Origin of the sequence: Acinetobacter sp. SFD (assembly GCF_001647575.1) — a bacterium.
Lineage (GTDB): Bacteria > Pseudomonadota > Gammaproteobacteria > Pseudomonadales > Moraxellaceae > Acinetobacter > Acinetobacter pecorum.
This window is the reverse complement of sequence record NZ_LSZJ01000012.1, coordinates 173,369-198,966: the sequence shown is the minus strand read 5'-3', so window position 1 is coordinate 198,966 and position 25,598 is coordinate 173,369. Positions and strand designations below refer to the sequence as shown.

Here is a 25,598-nt window from a genome sequence, read left to right as displayed (position 1 = left end):
AGAAATTTACTCGATTTACATTGTTTAATTTCGCATATTTTTTAATCTATACATTGATGACATTACAAACAAAGGTATAGAAGATGAATAAGAATATTTTGCTCTCAACTGTTTTATGTGGCTTATGTCTTGCTCCATTTGCTGCTATCGCAAATGATAAAATTGCGACCAGTTATAATGCTCAAAAGTACCAACAGGTTTGTAAAGGCAAAACCCAAGGTGCTCAGGTCAGTTACAGTACACGCGGGGTTCTCTTTAATGGCACCTGTGAACCACGTTTCTTCCCTGCCGGTAATCCTAGTTCTATCATAGGTGACGAGCCTGAACTTTATACTGCATGTACAAGCACAAGTGGCACAGCCACAGCGACCATTAATGGTACACAAATGAGCGGTAAATGTGCTTTAGGCTTTACTCCACCGCACCCTCCTGTATCACAAATGATGCAGAATCAGACACAAATGCAAAATCAGCGTATGCAACAACAAAACAACACTCAACCAATGCAACAGGGCTCTCAAACACAGCCCGGCATGTAATATGTAAGCAGTCCTATCCATAAACTGGCTGCATTACAAGAAAAAGTTATGACGGGCAAAGTGACTGCATTTTGCTCGTTTTTATTGCTTATTTATTCATCTAAGCTAAACTCGAAATATATCTATAAATGTATAATAAAAAGGCAAATACATGGATTCGGGGTTTTTTAGCATTTTTTTGCCAATTACATTGGCAATCATGATGATGGGACTAGGGCTAGAGCTAACCCTCAAAGATTTTTTGCGATTAAGCCGCTATCCTAAAGTTATTTTTATTACTTTATTTGCGCAGTTAATACTAATACCCAGCCTTACTTTTTTTATTTGTCTGATTGTGGATTTACCACCTTTACTTGCGGTAGGCCTGATGATTCTGGCTGCCTCACCTGGTGGCCCGACAGCGAACTTGTTCAGCTATCTATATAAAGGTGATGTTGCACTTAATATTACTCTTACAGCTATTAATACCCTCATTTCTATTTTTACTTTACCTTTTATTATCAACCTGTCTTTACATTATTTCTTGAGTCATGATTCCAATGTGGCTTTTCCAGTCGAAAAGATTGTTCTGGTTTTTTTAATTACCTTAATTCCGGTAATTATCGGAATGCTACTCCGAGACAAATTTCCAAATTTATCCATTACCGTCAGCAAGCGCATGCGCCTAGTCTCCATCAGTTTTTTAGCGATACTGGTAATCTTCGCCATTTTCAGAGAACGTTTTAATTTGGTGGAATACTTTGCCAGTATTGGGGCGGCAGCTGCAATTCTATGTTTTTCCAGCCTGTTTATAGGATATTGCATTCCTTTATTGATGGGCATTCCAGATAAAATGGCGCGCGCCTGTACCTTTGAAATCGGCATTCATAATACAGCCATTGCCCTGACGATTGCGATTTCGGTGCTCAATAATGTCACTATGGCCATTCCGGCAGGGATCTATACGATTTTCATGTATAGTTTCGCAGCTATTTTCGGTGTGCTGTTGAGCCGCCAACAAGTGGTTTATAACAGAAAAACTCGTTTATCAGATTTATAAGCTTATTGATTAATATTCAGTTAGCACGGTATTATTTTCCAAAGAAAATCAACAATATTAAAAAAATCGACAAGGAGCATACAGATGGATTCTGACCTTATAACTATATTACTACCGCTGGCACTTGCAATCATCATGATGGGGCTTGGCCTTGAACTGACGCCTCGGGACTTTAGTCGTGTAACGCGTCATCCCAAAGCGGTATTTATCGCTCTTTTTTGCCAACTGATTGTTCTGGTAGGAATTGCGTTTTTGCTCTGCAAGCTGTTCGCTTTACCGCCGTTGCTTTCGGTTGGACTCATGCTATTGGCCGCTTCCCCTGGAGGTGCGACCGCTAACCTGTTTAGTTACCTGTTTAAAGGTGACTTAGCTCTTAATATTACTCTGACTGCTATCAATTCGGTCATTGCAGCCATTACCCTGCCTCTAATTATTAATTTTTCGATCATGCATTTCCTGCAGGATAGTCAGCAGGTTGGCCTGCAATTCGGCAAGATTCTGCAAGTCTTTGCGATCATCCTGATTCCAGTGGGAATTGGCATGCTGATTCGACATTATGCCCCAGGCGTGACCGCAAAACTGAACCGCCCACTGCGCATATTTTCCATCAGCTTTTTAGTCTTGATTATTATTGCCACACTCATCAAAGAGCGCAGCAATATCGGTGAATACCTGACCCAGGTTGGCTTGGCAACTGCGTTGTTCTGCATACTGAGCCTTGGAATTGGTTATCTCATCCCGCGATTGCTCAATATTAACAGTGCACAAGCCCGTGCCAGTGCATTTGAAATTGGTATCCATAACAGCACCCTTGCCATGACGATTGCTCTGACAGTGATTGGCAGTGCCGCTGTAGCAATGCCGGCTGCGGTTTATTCTATTTTTATGTATATCTTCGCTGCAATTTTTGGCAGCTTGTTAAATCGGCTTGCCCCACTTCCTGCACAAAAACCAGTTACCACCCTGGATTAAAGCAGGTCTGGAACCTTTAAAAGGATGCGTCAGGCATCCTTTTTTATTTTAGGTCAGGAGCAAGAAGATAGCAGCGTTGATTCCGAACTTCCGCTACAATAGCTTTTTTAAAAAATGTATAAAGGTTATTTCTGTGAAGTGGTTACAAATTCATATTACGGTTGAACAGGCTCAGGTTGATTTTACTGAGACATTACTCAGCTCCCTGGGTGCAGTGAGTGTAACGTTGGATGATGCTGAAAACCAGGATTTGCTGGAACCCCTTCCAGGTGAAACACCACTTTGGAATAAAGTGATTGTAACCGGTATTTATGCACAGGAAGACGGCGAAGAAATTGATGTTGCTGCACTGGAAACTTTTATCCGTACACAATTGCCAGATGCGCCGATCCATCATGAGTTAATTGAAGATCAGGCATGGGAACGCACCTGGATGGATGCTTATGAACCCATTCAGATTGCTGAAAAATACTGGATCGTGCCAGAGTGGATGGAGGCACCTGAAGCGGATGCGGTAAACATCAAGCTTGATCCGGGTCTGGCTTTCGGAACAGGTAACCATGCATCAACTTTTTTATGCTTACAATGGTTAGGCAAAATTGATGTAAAAGATAAAATCGTCATCGATTACGGTTGTGGCTCAGGTATTCTCGCGGTAGCTGCACTGCTATTAGGTGCAAAAAAAGCATATGCTACTGATATCGACCCACAAGCGGTACTGGCCACCCAGCAAAATGCTGAGCTGAATGGCGTTCTGGATAAACTTTATGTTGGTTTGCCAGAAGATTTTAGAGAAGAACTCGGCACTACCAAAGCTGACGTATTTGTTGCCAATATTCTAGCAGCACCACTAATGATGTTGGCTCCTGAGTTCGCAACTTTAATCAAATCTGAGGGACAGTTCGCACTTGCAGGAGTGATTGAAGAGCAAGTGGCTGATGTTACTAGCATTTACTCAAATTATTTTGATATATTAGAGGTAGAAAAACGAGACGAGCACTGGTGCCGCATCTCGGGTAAACGCCATAAGAATGAATGAGCCTATAAATAATCCATGAGTGACAAAAGAACCTATTGCCCTACCTGTTCCACTATTTACAAGGTCACAGTTGCTCAACTTACCGTTGCGCAGGGTATGGTTTGCTGTCCAAAATGTACAACTTCCTTTAATGCCTTATCGCATTTGGTGACCGAAGCCCGGAATTCGGTCACCACCCCAACGGCTCAATCTCAACCAAACTCGAACGAAGCTGGCAAAACTGACATTGAAAACAGCTCAGGTGATTACTATCCTGAACAGCAGCATAATCGTCATAGTTTGCTACAGATCTTTGATCAGAAAGTTGAACATTCCAATATTGACCTGCAAACTTATTTAAATAACCTGAATTATTTTAGTACCGAGCCGATTTCGGCACTGCCAAGCATGATCTGGGAAGATCAGCCAAACAAACAAACCAAGCACGGGCCTCTGTACTATATAAGTTGGAGCTTGATCAATCTTTTACTGTTTAGCCTGCTACTGTTTCAATTTTTCTGGTTCAATCCGCAATATATTAAAAACAGCCATGTTATGAGTCTGGTTTTTAATAGTACATGTGACGTGTTTAATTGTTCCAATCTAGAAGAATACTACACGCTGATTCAGACCAATAAAGTCAAACTTAAAGCCACTGCTAAAAATCAAACTGAACTGAGCGGTGAGCTGATCAATTTCCATGACCGTAGCCTGGCCTTACCGATTTTAAGAATTAATCTGGAACGCCGCGGTGAAGTTATTGCAACTTACAATTTATCTTCAGAAGAATATCTGGTTGAAAGTCTGGTTAATATCAAACGCATCCCGAAAAATAGCCCGTTTAAATTCAAATTTCAGCTTCCAGTCGATCGCAAAAGCTTTGATCGTTATACTTTGGAAATAATTCGCCCTTAATCTGCCGAGAAAGTATTAAAAAGTTAAAAAAAATTAAAAAAAATGCAGTTTTCTTGCTCACTTTTGCTTAGACAATGGTATGATACGCGCCACGAAAGCTATGTGCTGCAACTCCTCGCGACTTTTTCACAACAAATACAGTCTTGCCTAATGCGCTATAAAATTTATTGCGTATCGTGCAGATTTTTTTGTTTTGATTTTGGTCTGTAACAAAACTTTAACTATTGTTACGCTTATTTTTCGACCAAAACGTTGAGATGTGTCAAGCTATTGGCTCAATGCAATGATTAAGTTTTAGAACTCCGGTTTTAGGATCTAAAGCGGAGTTCATTTCAATTTCTAGACCACTTTTTATATCACTTTACCCAAGTGATATTTGTTTTTCGGATTAATTCGCATGAATAGCAAATCTCCTATTTTTACTGCACAATCTGATGTTGCTTTACGTATCCACGTAGATCGCGCAGTTCGCCATTATTTTGCGCAACTACAAGGCGAGCAACCATCTCAGGTATACGACATGGTGCTGGCAGAAATGGAGAAACCTCTTCTATCTGTAGTTCTAGAATATACACGTGGTAACCAAACACGTGCTGCCGAGATTCTCGGACTCAACCGTGGTACTTTACGTAAAAAGTTAAAAGCTCACGGTTTAATGAGTGAATAAATGATAAAATGCTTGCGGCTTCCGCAGGCATTTTTTTTGACTGTAAATTAGCTATTTAGATTTAATCTGTTCCTTGAAAACTGTGACGAAGATCATGACTATTAAACGCGCTTTAATCTCTGTGTCTGACAAGACTGGTATTGTTGAATTTGCACAAGAACTTGCTGCTCTAGGGGTAGAAATTTTATCTACAGGTGGTACCTACAAATTGTTGAAAGACAATAATGTCGCTGTAGTTGAAGTTTCGGAGCACACTGGTTTCCCAGAGATGATGGACGGCCGTGTTAAAACGCTACATCCGAAAATTCATGGTGGCATCCTGGCTCGTCGTGGTCTAGACGAAGCTGTGATGGCTGAACACAATATCGATGCGATCGATCTTGTTGTTGTTAACCTCTATCCATTTGCTGCAACGGTAGCAAAACCGAACTGTTCACTTGCTGATGCGATTGAAAACATCGACATCGGTGGTCCAACAATGGTTCGTGCAGCTGCGAAAAACCATGCTTCTGTAGGTATCGTGGTAAATGCATCTGACTATGCAACAGTTGTCGCTGAGCTTAAAGCTGAGGGTGCTTTATCTTATGCAACCCGTTTTGACCTGGCAGTGAAAGCATTTGAACATACTGCACAATATGACGGCATGATTGCATCTTACTTAGGCGCTCGCGTAGGTAAAGAAGAAGGCCAAGCGGATAAATTCCCGCGCACCTTCAACACACAGTTAAATAAAGCTCAAGATTTACGTTACGGTGAAAACCCGCATCAATCTGCTGCTTTCTATGTAGATCCTGCTGCGACTGAAGCCTCTGTATCAACTGCAAAACAGTTACAAGGTAAAGAATTATCTTATAACAACATTGCAGATACCGATGCTGCCCTTGAATGTGTTAAATCATTCGCGAAACCTGCTTGTGTGATCGTTAAACACGCTAACCCATGTGGCGTTGCGGTGTCTCTAGACGGTATCAAAGCAGCTTACGATCTTGCTTATGCAACTGATCCAGAATCTGCATTCGGCGGCATCATTGCATTCAACCGTGAATTAGACGTTGCAACTGCACAAGCAATTGTTGACCGTCAATTCGTTGAAGTGATCATTGCGCCAAGCATTGCTGAAGGCGTTCTTGAAGTAACTGGCGCGAAGAAAAACGTTCGTGTCCTAGTATGTGGTGAACTTCCAGCAATCGATGCGCGTCAATCTCAACTTGACTACAAACGCGTAAACGGCGGTTTGTTAGTTCAAGATCAAGACTTGGGTATGATCACTAAAGATGACCTTAAAGTTGTGACAAAACGCGCACCAACTGAGCAAGAAATTGACGACATGATCTTCGCTTGGAAAGTGGCGAAATACGTGAAATCTAATGCGATTGTTTATGCGAAAAACCGCCAAACGATTGGTGTCGGCGCAGGTCAAATGAGCCGTGTTAACTCTGCACGTATTGCTGCGATCAAAGCTGAGCATGCAGGTTTAGTGGTTGAAGGTGCAGTAATGGCATCTGATGCATTCTTCCCATTCCGTGATGGTATTGATAACGCTGCAAAAGCAGGTATCAAGTGCATTATCCAACCGGGTGGTTCTATGCGTGACGAAGAAACGATTGCTGCAGCTGACGAGGCTGGTATTGCAATGGTGTTCACTGGTATGCGTCATTTCCGCCACTAAGTTGTAAAATTTAAAAATAAGCCCTCCTTTCTATAAGGGGGGTTTATTATGTCTGTATTGATTTGCATCTTGCGTTAAGATGTTAATGATTTTTAAGCCGAATTAGGCTTTGGGAATTTCATTTTCGAGGATTATTCTAAAGATGAACATTTTAGTTTTGGGTAGTGGCGGTCGTGAGCATGCATTGGCGTGGAAAATCGCACAAGACGATCAAGTTACAAAAGTTTTTGTAGCGCCAGGTAATGCAGGTACTGCAACTGAAAATAAATGTGAAAATGTCGCTTTAGACATTCTCGACAACCCTGCGATTATTGATTTTGCCAAAAACAATGCAGTTGAACTGATTATTGTCGGCCCTGAAGCACCGCTTGTAAATGGTGTGGTTGATGCTTGCCGTGAAGCGGATGTAAAAATTTGGGGTCCAACGCAGTTTGCTGCACAGCTTGAAGGCTCTAAGGCTTTTGCCAAGCACTTCCTTAAACGCCACAACATTCCAACAGCTTTCTATGACGTATTTACTGAAGTAGACGCAGCGAAAGCATTTGTTGAGAAAAATGGTGCGCCAATTGTGATCAAGGCTGATGGTCTTGCTGCGGGTAAAGGTGTAATCGTTGCAATGACCAATCAAGAAGCATTCGATGCCATTGATGACATGCTTGCAGGCAACAAATTTGGTGATGCAGGTTCTCGTGTTGTGATTGAAGAATTCCTTGCAGGTGAAGAAGCGTCTTTCATTTGTATGATTGATGGCGACAACATCTTGCCAATGGCAACATCTCAAGACCACAAGCGTATTTTTGAAGGCGATCAAGGTCCAAACACCGGCGGTATGGGTGCTTACTCACCTGCGCCTGTGGTGACGGCTGACGTGTTTGAAAAAACCATGAATGAAGTGATGCGTCCTACCGTTGAAGGTATGAAAAAAGACGGTCATGTTTATACTGGTTTCTTATATGCTGGCTTGATGATTGACGACAAAGGTCAACCAAAAGTGATCGAGTTTAACTGTCGTTTTGGTGACCCTGAAACTCAGCCAATCATGATGCGTTTAAAATCATCATTAGTTGATTTGGTTCAAGCAGGTATCGAAGGCAACTTACCTGCCGAAGCTGAATGGGATGAGCGTAAAACTGTTGGTATCGTGCTTGCATCTCGTGGCTACCCTGAAACGTCTAGCAATGGCGATGTGATTTCAGGTTTAGATACTGAAATGGCAGATGCGAAAGTATTCCATGCAGGTACGGAAGCGCTTGAGAATGGTGAGATTGTGACTGCTGGTGGTCGTGTTCTTTGTGTGACTGCATTAGGTAATACCATTGGTGAAGCTCAAGCCAAAGCATTAGAGCTTTGTGAAAAAGTGACCTTTAACGGCATGCAATATCGTAAAGATATTGGTTACCGTGCGATTGCTCGTGAAAATGCTTAATCTATATTTAAATTAGTAAAAACCCCGCTGAGTGCGGGGTTTTTTAATTTGAAAATTCCCTCTCCTTTTAGGAGAGGGTTAGGGAGAGGTTATTTAAAAATTTTAATAAGATTACCCCCAACAAATGTGATTTTTATATACAATATTTAAACAAAAAATTACGAGGGATTAGCAGTGACACAAGAATATTGGGAAGATAGATTGCTTAAGCAAGAGCGTAAAACTAATGATCTACGCACTGAATACGAACGCGATTTTTCTCGTTTAATACATTCTTCAGCATTTCGTAGACTTCAAGCCAAAACGCAAGTTTTAGGTCTAGGAGAGAGTGATTTTTACCGTACTCGTTTAACTCACTCAATGGAAGTTGCACAAATAGGTGCAGGCATCAAACGCCATTTAAAAAAAGGGGAATACCTGAAAAAACCCGATGAGAAAATATTAGATGAAATACTTCCAAGTTCAGCATTGATCAATGCAATATGTTTAGCTCATGATTTAGGACACCCACCTTTTGGTCATGGTGGTGAAGTTGCATTGAATATATGTATGCGTGAATTTGGCGGCTTTGAAGGAAATGGGCAAACACTCAGAATTCTTACAAAATTAGAAAAATATACTGAAAAAAATGGACTAAATCCCACTCGAAGATTACTTCTAGGTGTTTTGAAGTACCCAATCCCTTACAGTGAAGCTTGTAATCCACAATTTTATGGTCAAATTCCACAAAAGATTTGGCTAGCAAAAGCTGACTCTCAGAAACCACCAAAATGTTATTTAGACACTGAGAAAGACATTGTTGAAAATTTTATCTTAGCACCATTAAACAAAAATGATAAAAACCTATTTGTGCAAAGTGCAATTAGCGCAAAAAAACATAGCACACCTAAATTCCATAGTTTAGATGCTAGTATTATGGAATTAGCCGATGATATCTCCTACAGTCTGCATGATTTTGAAGATGCAATATCTTTAAAATTAATCACTAAAGATGATTGGCTATTACATAATAAAGGCAAAGAAGCTATATTTAAGCAGTGTAATAATCTTAACTATCAAGAAATTGGAGAAAAACTTTTTTCACAAAATAGTTATGAACGAAAAGAGCTTATCGGTGCACTCGTACATAATCTTATCACCAGCATATATTTAAAAGAAAATGACCAATTTGATGAGCCACTTCTAAAGTGGAATGCTGTTATGGATGAAAAGTGGGATGATCTGCGTGACCACATTTTTAGATTAGTTTATGAGAAAGTCATTAAGAGTACCAATGTTCAACTTTTGGAATTTAAAGGTCAAAAAATCGTTATTGAATTATTTGAAGCGTTAAGCTCTGACCCAAAACGATTACTTCCAAAATCAACATGGTCTAAATACGATTCTGAGAAAAGCGACAAAGATCGAATGAGAGTTATATGTGACTATATATCTGGTATGACTGATGAATATGCAACTCGATTATATGAGAAAATTTATGCTCCTCACAAAGGGTCTATCTTTGATCATTTATAATTTGGGCTAACAGGTTACCAACTCTTTTAACCTCCTAATAACTTTTAAGTAATCGGATAATGTGTTTCAGTTGTCCGATTACTTCTTGGTAGTTCTATAATGTCACCTATAATCACCCCTCGCCTGATCCTGCGCCAATGGCAAGACTCCGACACTGCCCCATTTATCCAAATGTGCGCGGACGATGACGTCATGCGATATTTCCTTAAAAAACTCGATGCTTCTGAAGCCACTGCATTTATGAATCGCCTACGTGATGCCATCGAAAAACGTGGTTGGGGTTTATACGCTGTCGAACTTAAAAGCACAGGTGAATTTATTGGCTTTATTGGACTGCACGTCCATCCACCTGAATTTGATATGGCAGATGCCCCTGAAATTGGCTGGCGCTTGTTACCGCAATATTGGCATCAAGACTATGCGACTGAAGGCGCCAAAGCAGTACTGAAATATGCCTTTAGAACCCTGCGCCTAGAGAAAGTCATTTCTTTTACTGCCTGCATCAACACGCCATCAGAACGTATCATGCAAAATATTGGCTTAGAAAAAGTGGGAGAATTTGATCATCCGCTTGTACCTGCCGAGCATATCTTGTGTAGACATGTACTTTATGAAAAACAGCGTTCGGATTATCTGCATATTCCCTTCTGTTAAGCTTGCAGGCAGTATGATGAGCTGAGAAAGCCAAGATCAGATTCTGCCTCGCCTAGTGAGCATGAAGGAAAATTTTATCCCGTTAGAGTTTTCTTGATTTCCCAAAAAATCAGATATTTTTCTTATATTTATCTATATGCATTTTTATGCTTAATATCGGCAAAAATATTATAAAGATCATCTTTTCATCGAAATGAATATTTAATTCATTTAAAGTAAAAATAATATATTGTAATTACTAATGTTTTTATAAAACAACTATTCACTTAATTAGATAAACAATCATTTTTTATTCACTATATTGAATAAACAATAATTGCTATGATTGCGCGCATTCAGAGCACCAATTGCGATTATGTCTTTTAAAAATATCTATTTACTCTCTAAATAGCAAAAGTATATGGCATTTGGTGAACTCTAAGCATATCAAACCAATCTGAACTGTTGCAGTACATTTGTATTTTTCTTGTCGGAGTCAAATGCGATCTTGATCTGGTCTGATAAAGAGGTAATAAAACTCCACTTTAACATGACCTTAAAATGCATATACTTTAGGCAACTCGAGAATTAGGATATCTTTATGAAGAAGCTACTTGGCGTTTTACTCAGTGCATCTGTATTGACTTTAACTGCATGCGGAAAACAAGAAGCCCCTGCAACGGATGCAGCACAAAACAAAGACTCAGGTGAACTGCAAACCGTGACCATGGCATCGACTGGTTCAGACGCTGACGTATGGCGTTATATTGCGACCCTACCTGAAACCAAGCAAGCTGGCATCAAGCTGGATGTGAAAAACTTCACTGACTATGTTGCAATGAACAATGCTGTTGCCAATAAAGAAATTGATGTCAACGCATTCCAGTCTTATGCCTATCTGGTGGCTTATAACGATGCCAATACACAAAAGATCGCGCCACTCTCTACGACTTATCTTGAGCCAATGGGGATTTACTCAAGCAAAGTGAAAAAAGTAGAAGACTTTAAAACTGGCGCTACAATTGCCATTCCGAATGACGGCGCAAATGAATCACGCGCACTGTTACTATTGCAATCTGCAGGTCTGGTAAAACTTAAACCAAACTTTGATCTGGTTAAAGGTACGCCTGCTGATATTACTGAAAATGCGAAACAGATCGTGATCAAGCCAATTCAAATGGCAACAGCAGTACGTGTAAAAGACGAAGTCGATGCGATTGTTCTGGGTAATACTCTGGCAATGGAAGGTGGGCTGAACGTATTGAAAGATGCGATTTACTATGAAGCCATTGATCAAAGCACCAAAATGAACGTGAACGTTTTAGCCGTTGCAGCCGATCGTCAAAATGATCCTGTACTTCAAAAAGTTGGCCAGTTGTATCATACTCCTGCTGTGAAAGCCTATGTTGATGAACACTTTGGCGGTACAAAAGTTGCGGTAAACAAACCGGTAACTTATTTGACCGAAGCAAAGTAATACAATAATCAATACTCAAAACAGGCAAGGATAACTTGCCTGTTTTTTTATACGTGATGCAGTATTTGACACTATGATTGAATTTAAAGACATCTCCAAACAGTATGAGCTGAAGGGCCAGACCTTACATGCCCTGAACCGGGTCAACCTGCAGATTCCGACTGGCAGTATCTTTGGCATTATTGGCTATAGTGGTGCGGGTAAAAGCACCCTGATTCGCCTGATTAACCTGCTGGAACGACCAACTTCAGGCCGGGTGATGATTAATGGCACAGATTTTACTGCTTTGGATGCCAAATCATTGCGTCAGGAACGTACCCAGATCGGCATGATTTTCCAGCACTTTAATCTGATGCAGACCAAAACGGTCGCTGCCAATATTGAAATGCCAATGAAGCTGCTCGGGTGGAAAAAATCTGAACGGGAAAAGCGTCTTGAGGAACTACTGGAATTCATTGACCTGAAACATAAACGCAATGCTTTTCCAGACGAACTCTCTGGCGGTCAGAAGCAGCGTGTCGGGATTGCCCGCGCCTTAGCGAATCATCCAAAGATCCTATTATGTGATGAAGCAACCTCAGCACTCGATCCGCAAACGACTAAATCCGTACTGCAACTACTCAAGCGCATTAATCAGGAACAAGGCATTACCATTGTCATGGTCACCCATGAAATGGATGTAATTGAAACTGTGTGTGATTATGTCGCAGTCATGGAAAAAGGTGACGTGATTGAAACAGGCTCTACCCTGCAGATCTTCAGTCAGCCGCAGCATCCAACCACGAAAAACTTTATCCAGACGGTGCTCCAGCAAAACCTGCCCGTAAATATTCTGAATAATCTGGAAAATCAGAATCATCACAGTATTTACTGTTTAAAGTTCTTGGGCAGCTCAGCTCAGGAAACCGTGATTCAAGGCGTCATCAAACAGTTTGATATCAGTTTGAATATCCTGTTTGCCAATATGACTGAAATTAATGGGACTGTAATTGGTCAGATGTTTATTCAGCTTCTCGGTAATTCCACAGAAATTAATGCTGCATTGCAATATCTCAGAGATCACGGTGTACAGGTAGATCAGGCAGGAGTACAGGAATGAGAGAGTTAATTGTACAGTGGCTGACCACGATTACTTCACCTTTCTGGAAAAGCTCGCTGTCGATGGACCAGTTCGTGACCGCACTGCAAGAAACCTTCCATATGGTGTTTTTTGCGATGCTGTTTGGCTGTATCTGGGGTTTTATTCAGGCGATTACTCTATTAGTTACTCGTCCCAACGGAATTCTGCCAAACCGTGTGATTTATCATGGTCTAAATCCGATTGTGAATGCACTGCGCTCCCTGCCGTTCATTATTTTGCTGATTGCAGTCATTCCATTGACAAAATTTCTGGTTGGAACGTCTATTGGCACATGGGCTGCAATTGTGCCACTCACTATTTATGTCGGCCCTTATATTGGCCGTCTGGTAGAAAACTCTCTGCTTGAAGTCAACGAAGGTATTATCGAATCTGCACAAGCCATGGGTGCAACACCGATGCAGATTATTTTTAGATTTATTCTACCGGAAGCGCGTAGCTCGCTAATTCTAAACCTGACCACTGCCACTATCAGCCTGATTGGAGCTACGGCGATGGCAGGTGCTGTGGGTGCTGGCGGTATTGGTGACTTGGCAATCTCCTATGGTTATCAGCGTTTTGATACCTCAGTGGTGATCATGACTGTCATTGTATTATTGATCCTGGTGCAGATTGTACAGAGTGTGGGTGACTGGTTATCCCGACTTCGTTAAGCTAGTTCTCTAAGTAAATAAAGCCCTCTTTTTGAGGGTTTTATTTTTTAGGATGTAAAATATTTTCGATATTTAGAATAGAAAAATACTTTGACTCACGTTACGGCGACATGGATGTCGCCTGTTGATCTGTTGTACAGGGATGTATCATCAGATCAACAACGGGTTTTTGTTACTTTTGATGGGTCAAAAGTAAAAGAAAATATCTACTACCAACTAACTAAATAATCAGCTTAAAAAAATTCAAATTCAAACTCGACCTAAAAGTTAGCCATTTCCCCTCAATTTCAAACTGAAATAATAAATCCCGTGCTAAACTATCGAGTGGTTTTTGCAGGGACTTATTTATGCACTTTGTTCATCTTGGTATTCATACAGAATTTTCGATTACAGAATCCATCGTACGGATACCAGACCTGGTCAAAGCTGCTGCTAATGACGAGATGCCAGCACTCGCGCTAACCGATTTGTCTAATCTGCATGCCGCAGTCAAATTCTATAAAAAATGCCTGGATAAAGGCATTAAACCGATTCTGGGTTCTGAAATCCGCCTGAATGATGCCGAACATCGTGTCACCCTGCTTTCCATGACCAACAAAGGCTGGCGCAACCTGACTGAACTGGTCTCTGAAGGCTATATTAGCGGCCAGCAGCTTGATATTCCTTGCGTACAGAAAGATTGGATATTAAACCAACACGATGACATGATTGTATTGCTGGGTATGCAATCTGATGTCGGCAAAATGCTGATTACCTCAAACCCCGATAAAGCTGAACCTTTACTACAGGAATGGGTAGAAAAATTTGGTAATCGCGTATATTTAGCGCTTACTCGTACAAGTCGTCCTAATGAAGACCTTTTCATTGAAGAAGCGGTCAAACTCGCCAAAAAATATAATATCGGTGTAGTCGCACATAATGATGTGCACTTTATTGCACGCGAAGATTATGAAGCGCACGAAGCACGTGTCTGTATTGCAGATGGTTATGTGCTGGGTGACAATCGCCGTCCTAAAACCTATAGCCCTGAACAATATTTTAAAAGCTCAACAGAAATGGTAGAGCTTTTCTCGGATATTCCAACCGCGATTGAAAATACCTTCCATATTGCAAGACGTTGTAATGTTACCCTACGACTGGGCTTTAATGACCTGCCAGACTATCCGATTCCGGAAGGTCATACCATTGGCAGTTATTTCACCCATTTGTGTGAAGTCGGTCTGGAAGAACGCCTAGACTTTCTGTATCCACCTGAACAACGTGGTGAGGACTGGCCGGAAATCCGTCAACCTTATGATGAACGTCTGGCCTTTGAAATCAAGATTATTCTGGACATGGGATTCCCGGGTTACTTCCTGATCGTAATGGACTTCATTCAATGGTCCAAAGGTAATGGTGTACCAGTGGGTCCGGGCCGTGGTTCAGGTGCCGGTTCTCTTGTAGCTTATAGTTTAAAAATTACTGACCTTGATCCACTCCGTTATGACTTGCTATTCGAACGTTTCTTAAACCCGGAACGTGTTTCGATGCCCGACTTCGACGTCGATTTCTGTATCGCCGGTCGTGACCGCGTGATTGACTATGTAGCACGGACTTATGGCCGCGATGCGGTGTCTCAGATTGCCACCTTCGGTACCATGGCAGCGAAAGGTGCGATTCGAGACGTTGCACGTGTCCTGGGTAAATCCTACGGCCTGGCCGATCGTATTTCCAAAATGATTCCGACCAAGCCTTTAGGCTTAAGCCTGGAAGAATCCTTAGAAGCAGAACCGCAACTGAAAGATGTGGTCACCAATCCATCCAACCCGGATTATGAAGATGCTTCTGAAATCTGGGAAATGGCGCTGAAGCTTGAAGGTATTACCCGGAATACCGGTAAACATGCCGGCGGTGTGGTAATTGCACCGACCAAGCTGACTGACTACTCAGCCGTGATGTGTGATGCCGATGGTACTGCACGTGTTGCCCAGTTCGATAAGGACGATGTCGAAGCTGCCGGTTTGGTGAAGTTCGACTTCCTGGGTCTGCGTAATCTGACCGTAATTGAAGACGCGGTTAAAAACATCAATAAACGCATCCAGAGCGATAAACCGCTGGATATTGCTTATATCCCGTTAGATGACAAAGATGCTTATCTGGTCTTTGCTGAAGCCAATACTACGGCGGTTTTCCAGTTTGAATCCGTGGGCATGAAAAAGATGCTGAAAGAAGCACGCCCAAGTAAATTTGAAGAGATTATTGCTTTCGTATCATTATACCGTCCGGGTCCAATGGATCTGATTCCTGACTTTATTCACCGTATGCACGGCGGTGATTTTGAATATCTGCATCCCCTGCTAGAAGGTGTATTAGAGCCGACTTACGGGATTATGGTCTATCAGGAACAGGTCATGCAGGCTGCACAGTTTTGTGCCGGCTATACCCTCGGTGGCGCGGACTTGCTGCGTCGTGCCATGGGTAAGAAAAAGCCTGAGGAAATGGTCAAGCAGCGTAAGATCTTCATTGAAGGTGCTGCGAAAAAAGATATTGATGAAGCTACTGCTAACCATATCTTCGACTATATGGAAAAATTCGCCGGCTATGGTTTTAACAAATCGCATGCGGCCGCTTATGCACTAGTGGCTTACCAGACGGCATGGCTGAAAGCGCATTATCCGGCTGAGTTCCTGGCAGCGGTAATGTCTTCAGAAATGCAGAATACCGATAACGTGGTATTCCTGATTGATGACTGCCGCAAGAATAATCTGGAAGTATTACCACCATCCGTCAATATGTCGATCTATCAGTTCCATGCTCCCGATGAGAAAACCATTGTCTATGGTCTAGGAGCGATTAAAGGCGTCGGTGAAGCGGCCATGCAGTCAGTGATTGAATCACGTCAAAAAGATGGTCCATATAAAGACCTGTTTGATTTCTGTCACCGTATTGACCTGAAAAAAATCAATAAACGGACTTTAGAAGCCTTGATTCGCGCCGGTGCGTTAGACTGTTTGGGCATCGAGCGTGCAGACCTGATGGCACAGCTCCCTGAAGCAGTGCAGGCTGCAGATCAGGCTCGCCAGAACCGTGAAACCGGTATCATGGACCTGTTTGGTGAAGTTGAGGAAGTTCAGCGCAAACCTTCCAAACCGGTTAAGCCGTGGGCAGATGAAGTTCGCCTCAAAGGTGAAAAAGATACTTTGGGCTTGTATCTGACTGGTCACCCGATTGATGTCTATCGCAATGAGCTGAAAGCTTTTGTCCCGTGTCAGATCAATGAACTGACACCTACCCGTCGTGGTGTCACCACCGTGTTTGCAGGACTAGTAGTGGATATTGCCAACTTCCCGAATCGCATGATGATGACCTTGGATGATGGTACGGCACGGATTGAGATTTCAGCCAATCATGAACGCTTTAACCGCTTTAAAGAAGTTATCCAGCTCGATAAAGTCGTGGTGATCGAAGGCGAAATCTATGAGCGTGAAGGCTTTGACCGCCCGATGGGACGTCTGACCAAAGCTTTCAGCCTGAACGAAATCCGCCAGAAACGTGCCAATAGTATCAAGATTACCCTGCAGGTGGCACATTACAGCAAAACGCTTAGCCGCGACCTGCAACAAATTCTGATGCCTTATACCAATGTGGATATGAGCACTCATATTCCCGTGATTTTATATCTGGATTATGACTATGCAAGCACTGAACTGCATCTGGGGTTAAGCTGGAAGGTCGCACCACTGGATGAACTCTTAGCCAAATTGCGTGACTATTTTGGTAAAGAAGCATTGCACATTGAATATCAGGTCAAGTCCAAAGCTGCCAAAGCCGTGTCTTATGAACAGGCCAAGCCGATAAATGTTCCTGCGCCACCAACTGGCATGAGTATGGACGATGCTCTGGCACAATATGAAGCTGAGTCTCACCCCCAATATTCATAAATCCTGATCTTTAAAAAACCTTAAAATTGGAATCCTCATGAGTCAAATTGACAATGCTGCTGTTTCAGCACATCTCTCCCATGTGCGTATTGTCATGGTTAATACTACCCTGCCTGCCAATATCGGCAGTGCCTTACGTGCCATGAAAACCATGGGCCTATGCAAACTGGTACTGGTCGCTCCAAAAACCTATCCACATCCGGATATTGATGCGCTGGCCGCTGGTGCGACTGATCTGATTGAACAGATTGAAATTGTCGACACACTCGAAGAAGCAATTAAAGATTGCCAGATCGTTTTCGGTACCAGCGCACGTAGCCGTACGATTCCCTGGCCACTTCTGGATGTTCGTCCTGCTGCTGAAAAAGCACTTTCAGCTGTGGTTCAAGAGCAACAGGAAATAGCAATTCTGTTTGGCCGTGAAGACCGTGGTTTGACCAATGAAGAGCTGGCGATGGCCAATTATCACCTCACTATTCCGGTGAATACCGACTACGGCGTATTGAATGTTGCGCAGGCAATACAGGTGATCTGCTATGAACTGCGCATGGCTGCACTGGATCAGGTGGAACATCCGCGTGATCCCAAAGCTACCATGCAGGTCATTGATGGCATTGAAATGGAATGGGATGAACCACTGGTGACCCATAAAGAGATGGAGCAGTTTTATCCACATCTGGAAAAAATGCTGGCAGAAATTGAATTTATGGACCCAAAAAATCCAAGATTATTGCCTTTGCGCTTGCGTCGTCTCTTTGGACGTATACAATTAGATCGTATGGAATATCATTTACTTCGTGGTATTTTCAGCCGTGTTCAGGCCTTAAATAATGGTACCTGGAAGAAATCTTCACACACTACCCAACAGGACAAGGATCAAATCTAATGTTTAAACAGCTCAAAGAGGATATACAGGCTGTCTTCGCGCGTGATCCTGCTGCACGCAATACCCTGGAAGTCTTGACCACTTATCCTGGCATTCACGCACTGATGATGCATCGTGTAGCACATGAACTGTGGAACAAAGACTGTAAAGGCACGGCACGTGCTTTATCCTCATTTAGCCGTTTTGTGACAGGAATTGAAATCCATCCGGGTGCCAAGATTGGTCGTCGTTTCTTTATTGATCATGGTATGGGGGTGGTGATTGGTGAGACTGCAGAGATTGGCAACGATGTCACCCTGTATCATGGCGTGACTTTGGGTGGAACCACCTGGAATAAAGGCAAACGTCATCCGACTTTAGAAGATGGCGTGGTGGTCGGTGCCGGTGCCAAGATTCTCGGACCATTTACTGTGGGTAAAAATGCCAAGGTCGGTTCTAATGCAGTAGTTACCAAAGCCGTACCTGAAAATGCTACCGCTGTAGGCAACCCGGCACGTTTGATTATCAAAGACAAACCCAAAGATGATGCTGAAGCGCGTCGCCGCGACTATGCAGAAAGTATTGGTTTCCAGCCTTATGCAGCCACTGAAGACCAGTCTGACCCAATTCTGGAAGGTATGCGAATTTTGCTGGATCGTATTCAACAAAATGAAAAGCGCATGAACAACTTGTGCAATCGCCTTTCTTTGTTAGATCCGACCTTTAACAAGCAGCAGCAAGATAACCAGCCTTTGAGTAAAAAAGAGCTGGAGATTCTGGAAGAAGCGCGTCGTGAATGTGAAGCGCAGACCAGCCAATCTAAAGCCTGAATCTGGCTTTAGCTCTGTAACACAGGTTTACTTGCATGACCGTTATAGTTTTCATAGACTGACAGTCATGCTATTTATGTACTTGGCTGTTTTTAAAAAATAACAGAATGGACGAATATTATGACCTTTAAGCCCTTGGCACTTGCTTGCTTAACACTCAGCATTGCGGCGTGTTCAACTATGCCCCAAAAACAGTCTGCATCAAAACAATCGGAAGAATTTGTTTTTGTTGAACCGGCTATTACTCCTCCATTTTATGCATTAAATCCTTTTAATTATAATGAACCGCCTCTCTTTGAAGTGCATTTGCAAAAAGCTGCAGCCCAGCCTGTAACCAAGATGGTGGTGACAGACCCGAATGATCCATCCAAGCAGTTGACGCTAGATGTCAATAAACTGATTATTCCGACGGTGGACAGCAATACCCGGACTATGCGTTATGCTGCGCTGGCAAATGACAATGAAATCGATATCACTGAAATCGATGATTTCCTGCAAATGGTCGAAGGCAAGGCACGCCATTATCCACCACGTTTCAGTGATCGTCAGGAACGCCGTGGTTTTGAAGCCAAACTGCGTGACGTCAGCCAGCAGTTGGATACTCTAGCCGCCCGTCCAAATGCTTCTTTTGATATTTTGTTACGTGCTTTTAAAGCCAGCGTGATGGGACGCAATCTGGATCTGGGTTCAATTTATACAACCAAGTCCCTGACCTACGCACAACGCATTCTGAGAGTGAATCCAGATGATCCTGAAGTCAACTTCTGGTTCGGATTTGGCCTGTCTGAAGGTGGCGGTCAACGTGAAGCGATTCCATATCTGGATAAAGCCATGAAAGCAGGCGTTCAGGAAGCCTATCTTTCTGCAACCAATAACTATATTGCCTTAGAGCATAAGAAAAATGCCATTCAGACCTTAAGCAACTATAAGACCAAATATCCACAAGAAGCTGAAGTAGCCGACCGTTTGATTCAGGAAATTGAAAATAATGGTCGCTGGAATGTATGGCAAGTCATGCAGACCTCCACAGCAGCTCCGGCAAATCCTGGTTCAACACCAGCCCCTGCTACACCTTAATCAACACTTCTGTTTTCTGATTACAAATAGACTGCTACGGCGGTCTATTTTTATGAGAAAAAATTAGTAAAATACAAAACATTACTCCGCTTTATAGCCTGATTTAGTGAAAAGTTTTTATGCCTCAGAAAATTAATAAAAGATTAATACTTTGCACTTTACTCATCACCAGCGTACTCAGCGGCTGTCAGGTGGTCAGTGTTAAGGAACAGGCCGTTAATGTCACACTCAACAATGAACGTGACAGTATATTGACCCGTGACAAGCTCAGCGAAGCTAGCCTGAATGTATTGTCCATGACTGGACGTGAAGCACAGATCTGTGTTGAACAGCCTGAAGAATGTGTGAATGACCTTAAAGATATTCCTCAGATTTTAGATGAACAATTACTTTCTACAGCAAGTGAACTATATCTGGCGAATGCCTTGCAAAATGCCAAGTCAGCCGAGTGTAATACCAGTGTTCTGAGCAAAACCCGGTCACAGGAAAAACAGCAGCTGCAAAAACAGAATATCCAGAAATGTCTGGATCAGCAGCTCACCATGCTGGATAAAAGCATTCGTTATAGCTATGCCTATCTGTTCAAAACTGAGCGCGCACCACAAGACCGTATTTTTGATAACCGCCAGGTTCAGATCCGTGATTTTTATAACCTGGCAATTGCCCATCTGATTCAGCGCTATGCTGAACGTTATGAAACCAAACGTTCCGGCCAAAGAATTCAAGTCGGCGACAGTATCTACACCCTTGATCTGGAAAATTTTCCGCAGCTGAAAAACCAGACTATTGAACAGCTCATGTCTACCTATAACATGAACTTTTCAGGCTTGCGTTCCATTACCCGTCGTGATGGTTTTGGTTCAGAATTTTTAGTGGTTTTACCAGAAGAACAGCAGTCTGAGCAGGATAAAAAATATATTGCCGATCCGCTCAAGCACAAATACCCTAATGGCATAAATCCCAATATTCATTCAGCGCGATATCTGGCCACGACTATCACTGCGGTACCCAAATCAGCAAATTCGACTGAACAGATTTTATCTACCTCGGAATTTTACCTGAAACTGCATGATCCTTATAAACATGAAAAGATAAAGGTTGCTTCAAAAGAATATGCGCTGGCTGCCAACTTTTCAGCGCCCTACGGTTTATGGCTAGCCGAAAACAATCTGGGGCGTTTAGCCTATCTGACCCTGATTAATCGCGAAGACAGTCTGAGCATGCCACACCTGTACATGCTGGAACCGTATAATCCGAACAAGAAAGTGCTGGTATTGATTCATGGCCTGGCCAGCAGTCCTGAAGCCTGGATTCGTCTGACCAATGATATTATGGGTGATCCGGTATTAAGGGAAAATTTCCAGGTCTGGCAGGTATTTTATTCAACCAATATGCCGATTCTGGAAAGCCGTTTTCAAATTAATGCACTGGTTCAGCAAAGCTTTGCCCAGGTCGCGAACAATGCTCCAGCCAAAAAAGATGCGGTACTGGTCGGACATAGCATGGGAGGTGTGATTGCCCGTTTAATGGTCAGTCAGGCCGATATTACCCAAGATGCATTTAAGCTGGTACAAAATACCCGCATTGCACAGTTTAAGGATAATCCGTTATTTAAAGCCCGCCTGCAAATGCAGCCTATTCCGAACTTTAGTCGGGCCATTTTCCTGGCAACCCCACATCGTGGAACGGAATATGCCGATCGCTGGCATACCAAACTGGCCCGTAAAATTATCCGGATACCGGGTGCATTTTTGGGTGCCTTTGCCGATACCCTGCAAGGTGAGATCGGGTTAAAGGGGTTTGTTAAAGAACTGGGACATGACCTGATTCAGAATGGTCCGAGTGATCTCAGTGAAAATTCAAAATTTACTGCAATAACTGAGGATATTCAGCCTTCTAAAAATATCAAATTTCATTCTATTATCGGCAATACCGTAGATACGCAAGATACCAAGCTCATGAGCGATGATATTGTTTCATATGAGAGTGCTTATCTAAATGGTGCTGTATCCAACAAGGTCATTAAGGGCGGCCACTCGATTCAGGAAACGCCTGAAGCCGTGCTGGAATTGCGCCGGATTCTCAGATTACATCTCTCAGACCTCGGTCTTTATGATCCAGAATAAATTATCCTCTTGATTTATCTTAACCACCGCATGTTCGCATCCGGTGGTTAATTTTTAAAAAAAATACAGATGGGATATATAAAAACTCATCGCGACAGATCAGGGACCCTAACTTCAACATTCCCTTAGAATTTCCTTTCTTTCTAAAAATTAAATTTGATAGACTTGCTACAATATAGCTTGAAGCTGAATTGAATCAGCAGATTCATTTAACATTTTCGGTCTCTTGCACTCCATCATATGAGACGGGTCTGACTGAAAATCTGCTTTAAATTTTCCTGCATAGCCTATTGCACAGTATTTGCATTTATCTCTTGTTGAAAGGATTTATTTTTAATGACCAGTTCAGAAATTATGGCTGATCTTTCTACCTTAACGCCCATGATGCAGCAATACATGTCAGTAAAAATGCAGCATCCGCACTCATTGATGTTCTATCGTATGGGTGATTTTTATGAACTGTTCTTTGAAGATGCACACAAGGCAGCCAAGATTTTAGGCATCACCCTGACCCATCGCGGTAAAGCCAATGGTCAGCCGATTCCTATGGCGGGCGTTCCTTATCATGCAGCCGAAGGTTATCTGGCACGTCTGGTCAAAAAAGGTGAAACCGTGGTGATCTGCGAGCAGATCGGCGAGGTTACTGGCAAAGGACCGGTTGAGCGTGGTGTGGTGCGAATTATTACACCCGGCACCCTGACCGATGATGCCATGCTCGGTGCACATCAGAGCTCGAATCTGGTGGCTTTATGTATTCAGCAGAATCAGATTGGTATTGCACTTCTCGATCTCAGCGCCGGCTTATTTAAAGTCCAGCAGCAGGATTATGATCTTAACCAGCTTATGATTGAACTGGCGCGTTTGATGCCAAGCGAAATTCTGCTGGATGAAAATATCGCTGATCCGACATTGACCGAACAACTCAAACAGCAACTGGATATCTCGGTCACCAAACGTCCCGATGTCGATTTTAACCTGAACAATGCGCAAAAAACCTTATGTGACCAGTTTGCCGTCAGCACGCTTTCAGGTTTTGGCATTGATCATTTACCTTTGGCCAAAGCAGCCGCTGCAGCTTTAATACATTATGCCAAAGAAACCCAGAAAACTGCGTTACCGCATATCCGCACGATTCAGCTGGAACAAAGTTCAGACTTTATTGCCTTAGATCCGGTGACGCGCCGCAATCTGGAGCTGATTGAGCCTTTATTTGAGCATGGAACGTCCTTATTTCAGCTCATCAATGATTGCCAGACTGCTATGGGTGGACGCCTGCTTAGTCGCACCCTGATGCAACCTTTACGCGATACTGCCCTGCTGGATGAGCGCCTGGATGCTATCCAGGCCTTACTTCAAGGTTTCCATGAAGTGCCTGTACGTTTGGTCCTTAAAGAGATTAGCGATATTGAACGTGTGCTGAGCCGTATTGCACTTGGCAGTGCCCGTCCACGTGATCTGGTGCAACTGCGTCAGGCCTGTGCGCAAATTCCATTTTTACGCCATGCCCTGCAGCCGATTGTCAGTCAGCAGCAGTCCAAGCTTTTAGTACAGCTCAATGAAGAACTCGGCGACTTCCATAGTCTGCATCAACGCCTGATGTCAGCCATTGTCGAAAATCCACCCGTCCTGCTTCGTGATGGTAATGTCATTGCAGAAGGTTTTGACAGTGAACTGGATGAATTGCGACAGATTCGCGATCATACAAGTCAGTTCCTGATTGATCTGGAAATCAAGGAACGTGAACAGAGCGGCATTCCTACCCTGAAAATCGGCTATAACCGCGTTAGTGGCTATTATATTGAGTTAACCCGCGCGCAGGCTGCACAGGCACCCGAGCATTATATCCGTCGGCAAACCCTGAAAAATGCAGAACGGTATATCACACCTGAACTGAAAGCCTTTGAAGATAAAGTCTTATCCAGTGAATCACGTGCTTTGGCTCGTGAAAAAATGCTGTTTGAAATGCTACTGGATGAGTTGCGAGAGGATATTGGCAATCTACAGATGATGAGCAGCGCCATTGCCCAGATTGATCTGATTGCGAATTTTGCCCATCAGGCGCGTTTACGCAACTGGTCGCGTCCAAAATTCAGTCCTGAAGTTGGTATAAGTATTACTGCCGGACGACATCCGGTGGTAGAGTCCCTGAGTAAAACAGCCTTTACCCCAAACGATACCCGACTGGATTTTGCCCATCGGATGGCCATTATTACCGGTCCCAATATGGGGGGTAAATCCACATTTATGCGCCAGACTGCATTAATCGTGCTACTGGCTTATTGTGGTGCCTATGCTCCAGCGCAAGCTGCAACCTTAGGTCCGGTTGACCGTGTCTTCACCCGGATTGGTTCTGCCGATGATTTATCGACAGGCAAATCCACCTTTATGGTGGAAATGACCGAAACTTCGCAAATCCTGCATCATGCTACCAGTCAGTCTCTGGTACTGATGGATGAGGTCGGTCGTGGAACCAGTACCTATGATGGTTTGTCACTGGCCTGGGCCTGTGTGCTGGATCTGACCAAACGCATTCAATGTCTATGTCTGTTCGCAACGCATTATTTCGAACTGACCGAACTGGGCAAGGAACCGGGAATTGATAACTACCATGTCACCGCAAAAGAGCTGAATGGCAACCTGATTCTGCTGCATAAGGTACAGCCTGGACCAGCCAGCCAGAGTCATGGCTTGCAGGTCGCCAAACTGGCAGGTATTCCGGCTACAGTGATTAAAGAAGCACAAAACCGCTTGAAGATTCTGGAAAAGCAGCCTCAGGTCAAACCTCGGAGTCCACAGCATGACCTGTTTGCAATGCCCGACATCATTGAACCTGTGGAACGTATCATCGAAATTGAGAAAGAGTCGCCTGCACTGGACTTGCTTGAAGATATCGATGTGGATAGCTTGAGTCCGCGTGAGGCTTTGCAGCAGTTATATGCACTCAAAGATCTGCTCAAACAGCCAAGTTAATTCTTGACCCTAGACCTCATCTGGCATAGGGTCAATGTGCTAAGAATACCGATGAGAGACACAATTCATCGGTATTCTCCCTTTTTTCAAATTTAACAGCCCTATATATAACAAATATCAATAAAAGGAATTGTTAGTTCCCCCTGTTT

At 43.0% G+C, this 25,598-nt stretch carries 19 protein-coding genes; all 19 read left to right on the top strand.

Annotated elements, in window-relative coordinates:
- The first annotated feature begins 83 nt into the window (after nucleotides 1-83).
- The 19 genes from AY605_RS08560 to mutS all read left to right on the top strand — a co-directional run bounded on the left by AY605_RS08560 (nucleotide 84) and on the right by mutS (nucleotide 25,449).
- Nucleotides 84-539: a hypothetical protein gene (locus tag AY605_RS08560; protein ID WP_064095992.1), complete on the top strand. Its 456-nt coding sequence runs from the start codon at nucleotides 84-86 to the stop codon at nucleotides 537-539.
- Nucleotides 540-690: 151 nt separating this feature from the next.
- Complete coding sequence (locus AY605_RS08555; protein WP_064095991.1) at nucleotides 691-1,578, top strand: bile acid:sodium symporter family protein; 888 nt, start codon at nucleotides 691-693, stop codon at nucleotides 1,576-1,578.
- A gap of 84 nt (nucleotides 1,579-1,662) precedes the next feature.
- Nucleotides 1,663-2,550, top strand: coding sequence for a bile acid:sodium symporter family protein (locus AY605_RS08550; protein ID WP_064095990.1), 888 nt, complete (start codon nucleotides 1,663-1,665; stop codon nucleotides 2,548-2,550).
- 133 nt (nucleotides 2,551-2,683) lie between these two features.
- Nucleotides 2,684-3,589, top strand: coding sequence for a 50S ribosomal protein L11 methyltransferase (prmA, locus tag AY605_RS08545; protein ID WP_064095989.1), 906 nt, complete (start codon nucleotides 2,684-2,686; stop codon nucleotides 3,587-3,589).
- 15 nt (nucleotides 3,590-3,604) lie between these two features.
- Nucleotides 3,605-4,483: a DUF3426 domain-containing protein gene (locus tag AY605_RS08540; protein WP_064095988.1), complete on the top strand. Its 879-nt coding sequence runs from the start codon at nucleotides 3,605-3,607 to the stop codon at nucleotides 4,481-4,483.
- A 397-nt stretch (nucleotides 4,484-4,880) separates the two neighbouring features.
- Nucleotides 4,881-5,150 (top strand): DNA-binding transcriptional regulator Fis, encoded by a 270-nt coding sequence (fis, locus tag AY605_RS08535; protein WP_001086304.1) that lies wholly within the window; start codon nucleotides 4,881-4,883, stop codon nucleotides 5,148-5,150.
- Nucleotides 5,151-5,244: 94 nt separating this feature from the next.
- Entirely contained in the window at nucleotides 5,245-6,819 is a 1,575-nt protein-coding gene (purH, locus tag AY605_RS08530) for a bifunctional phosphoribosylaminoimidazolecarboxamide formyltransferase/IMP cyclohydrolase (RefSeq protein ID WP_064095987.1), read from the top strand.
- A 142-nt stretch (nucleotides 6,820-6,961) separates the two neighbouring features.
- Nucleotides 6,962-8,245 (top strand): phosphoribosylamine--glycine ligase, encoded by a 1,284-nt coding sequence (purD, locus tag AY605_RS08525; RefSeq protein ID WP_064095986.1) that lies wholly within the window; start codon nucleotides 6,962-6,964, stop codon nucleotides 8,243-8,245.
- A 174-nt stretch (nucleotides 8,246-8,419) separates the two neighbouring features.
- Nucleotides 8,420-9,760, top strand: coding sequence for an anti-phage deoxyguanosine triphosphatase (locus tag AY605_RS08520; protein WP_064095985.1), 1,341 nt, complete (start codon nucleotides 8,420-8,422; stop codon nucleotides 9,758-9,760).
- A gap of 99 nt (nucleotides 9,761-9,859) precedes the next feature.
- A complete protein-coding gene (locus AY605_RS08515; protein WP_064095984.1) occupies nucleotides 9,860-10,414 on the top strand; it encodes a GNAT family N-acetyltransferase in 555 nt (184 codons plus the stop codon).
- A 580-nt stretch (nucleotides 10,415-10,994) separates the two neighbouring features.
- Complete coding sequence (locus AY605_RS08510; RefSeq protein ID WP_064095983.1) at nucleotides 10,995-11,870, top strand: MetQ/NlpA family ABC transporter substrate-binding protein; 876 nt, start codon at nucleotides 10,995-10,997, stop codon at nucleotides 11,868-11,870.
- Between the two features lie 73 nt (nucleotides 11,871-11,943).
- A complete protein-coding gene (locus AY605_RS08505) occupies nucleotides 11,944-12,969 on the top strand; it encodes a methionine ABC transporter ATP-binding protein (RefSeq protein ID WP_064095982.1) in 1,026 nt (341 codons plus the stop codon).
- On the top strand, nucleotides 12,966-13,661 hold the full coding sequence (locus tag AY605_RS08500) for a methionine ABC transporter permease (protein WP_064095981.1): 696 nt from the start codon (nucleotides 12,966-12,968) through the stop codon (nucleotides 13,659-13,661). Before AY605_RS08505 ends, AY605_RS08500 begins: the two co-directional genes overlap by 4 nt.
- Nucleotides 13,662-14,008: 347 nt before the next feature.
- Nucleotides 14,009-17,581, top strand: a complete 3,573-nt coding sequence (gene dnaE, locus AY605_RS08495) for a DNA polymerase III subunit alpha (RefSeq protein WP_064095980.1) — start codon at nucleotides 14,009-14,011, stop codon at nucleotides 17,579-17,581.
- A gap of 37 nt (nucleotides 17,582-17,618) precedes the next feature.
- A complete protein-coding gene (locus AY605_RS08490; protein ID WP_064095979.1) occupies nucleotides 17,619-18,467 on the top strand; it encodes an RNA methyltransferase in 849 nt (282 codons plus the stop codon).
- Nucleotides 18,467-19,276, top strand: a complete 810-nt coding sequence (cysE, locus tag AY605_RS08485) for a serine O-acetyltransferase (RefSeq protein ID WP_064095978.1) — start codon at nucleotides 18,467-18,469, stop codon at nucleotides 19,274-19,276. Before AY605_RS08490 ends, cysE begins: the two co-directional genes overlap by 1 nt.
- Nucleotides 19,277-19,396: 120 nt before the next feature.
- Nucleotides 19,397-20,353, top strand: coding sequence for an ABUW_2363 family tetratricopeptide repeat lipoprotein (locus tag AY605_RS08480; RefSeq protein WP_064095977.1), 957 nt, complete (start codon nucleotides 19,397-19,399; stop codon nucleotides 20,351-20,353).
- Between the two features lie 119 nt (nucleotides 20,354-20,472).
- Nucleotides 20,473-22,479, top strand: coding sequence for an esterase/lipase family protein (locus tag AY605_RS08475; protein WP_064095976.1), 2,007 nt, complete (start codon nucleotides 20,473-20,475; stop codon nucleotides 22,477-22,479).
- A gap of 336 nt (nucleotides 22,480-22,815) precedes the next feature.
- On the top strand, nucleotides 22,816-25,449 hold the full coding sequence (gene mutS / locus AY605_RS08470; RefSeq protein WP_064095975.1) for a DNA mismatch repair protein MutS: 2,634 nt from the start codon (nucleotides 22,816-22,818) through the stop codon (nucleotides 25,447-25,449).
- The last annotated feature ends 149 nt before the right edge of the window (nucleotides 25,450-25,598 follow it).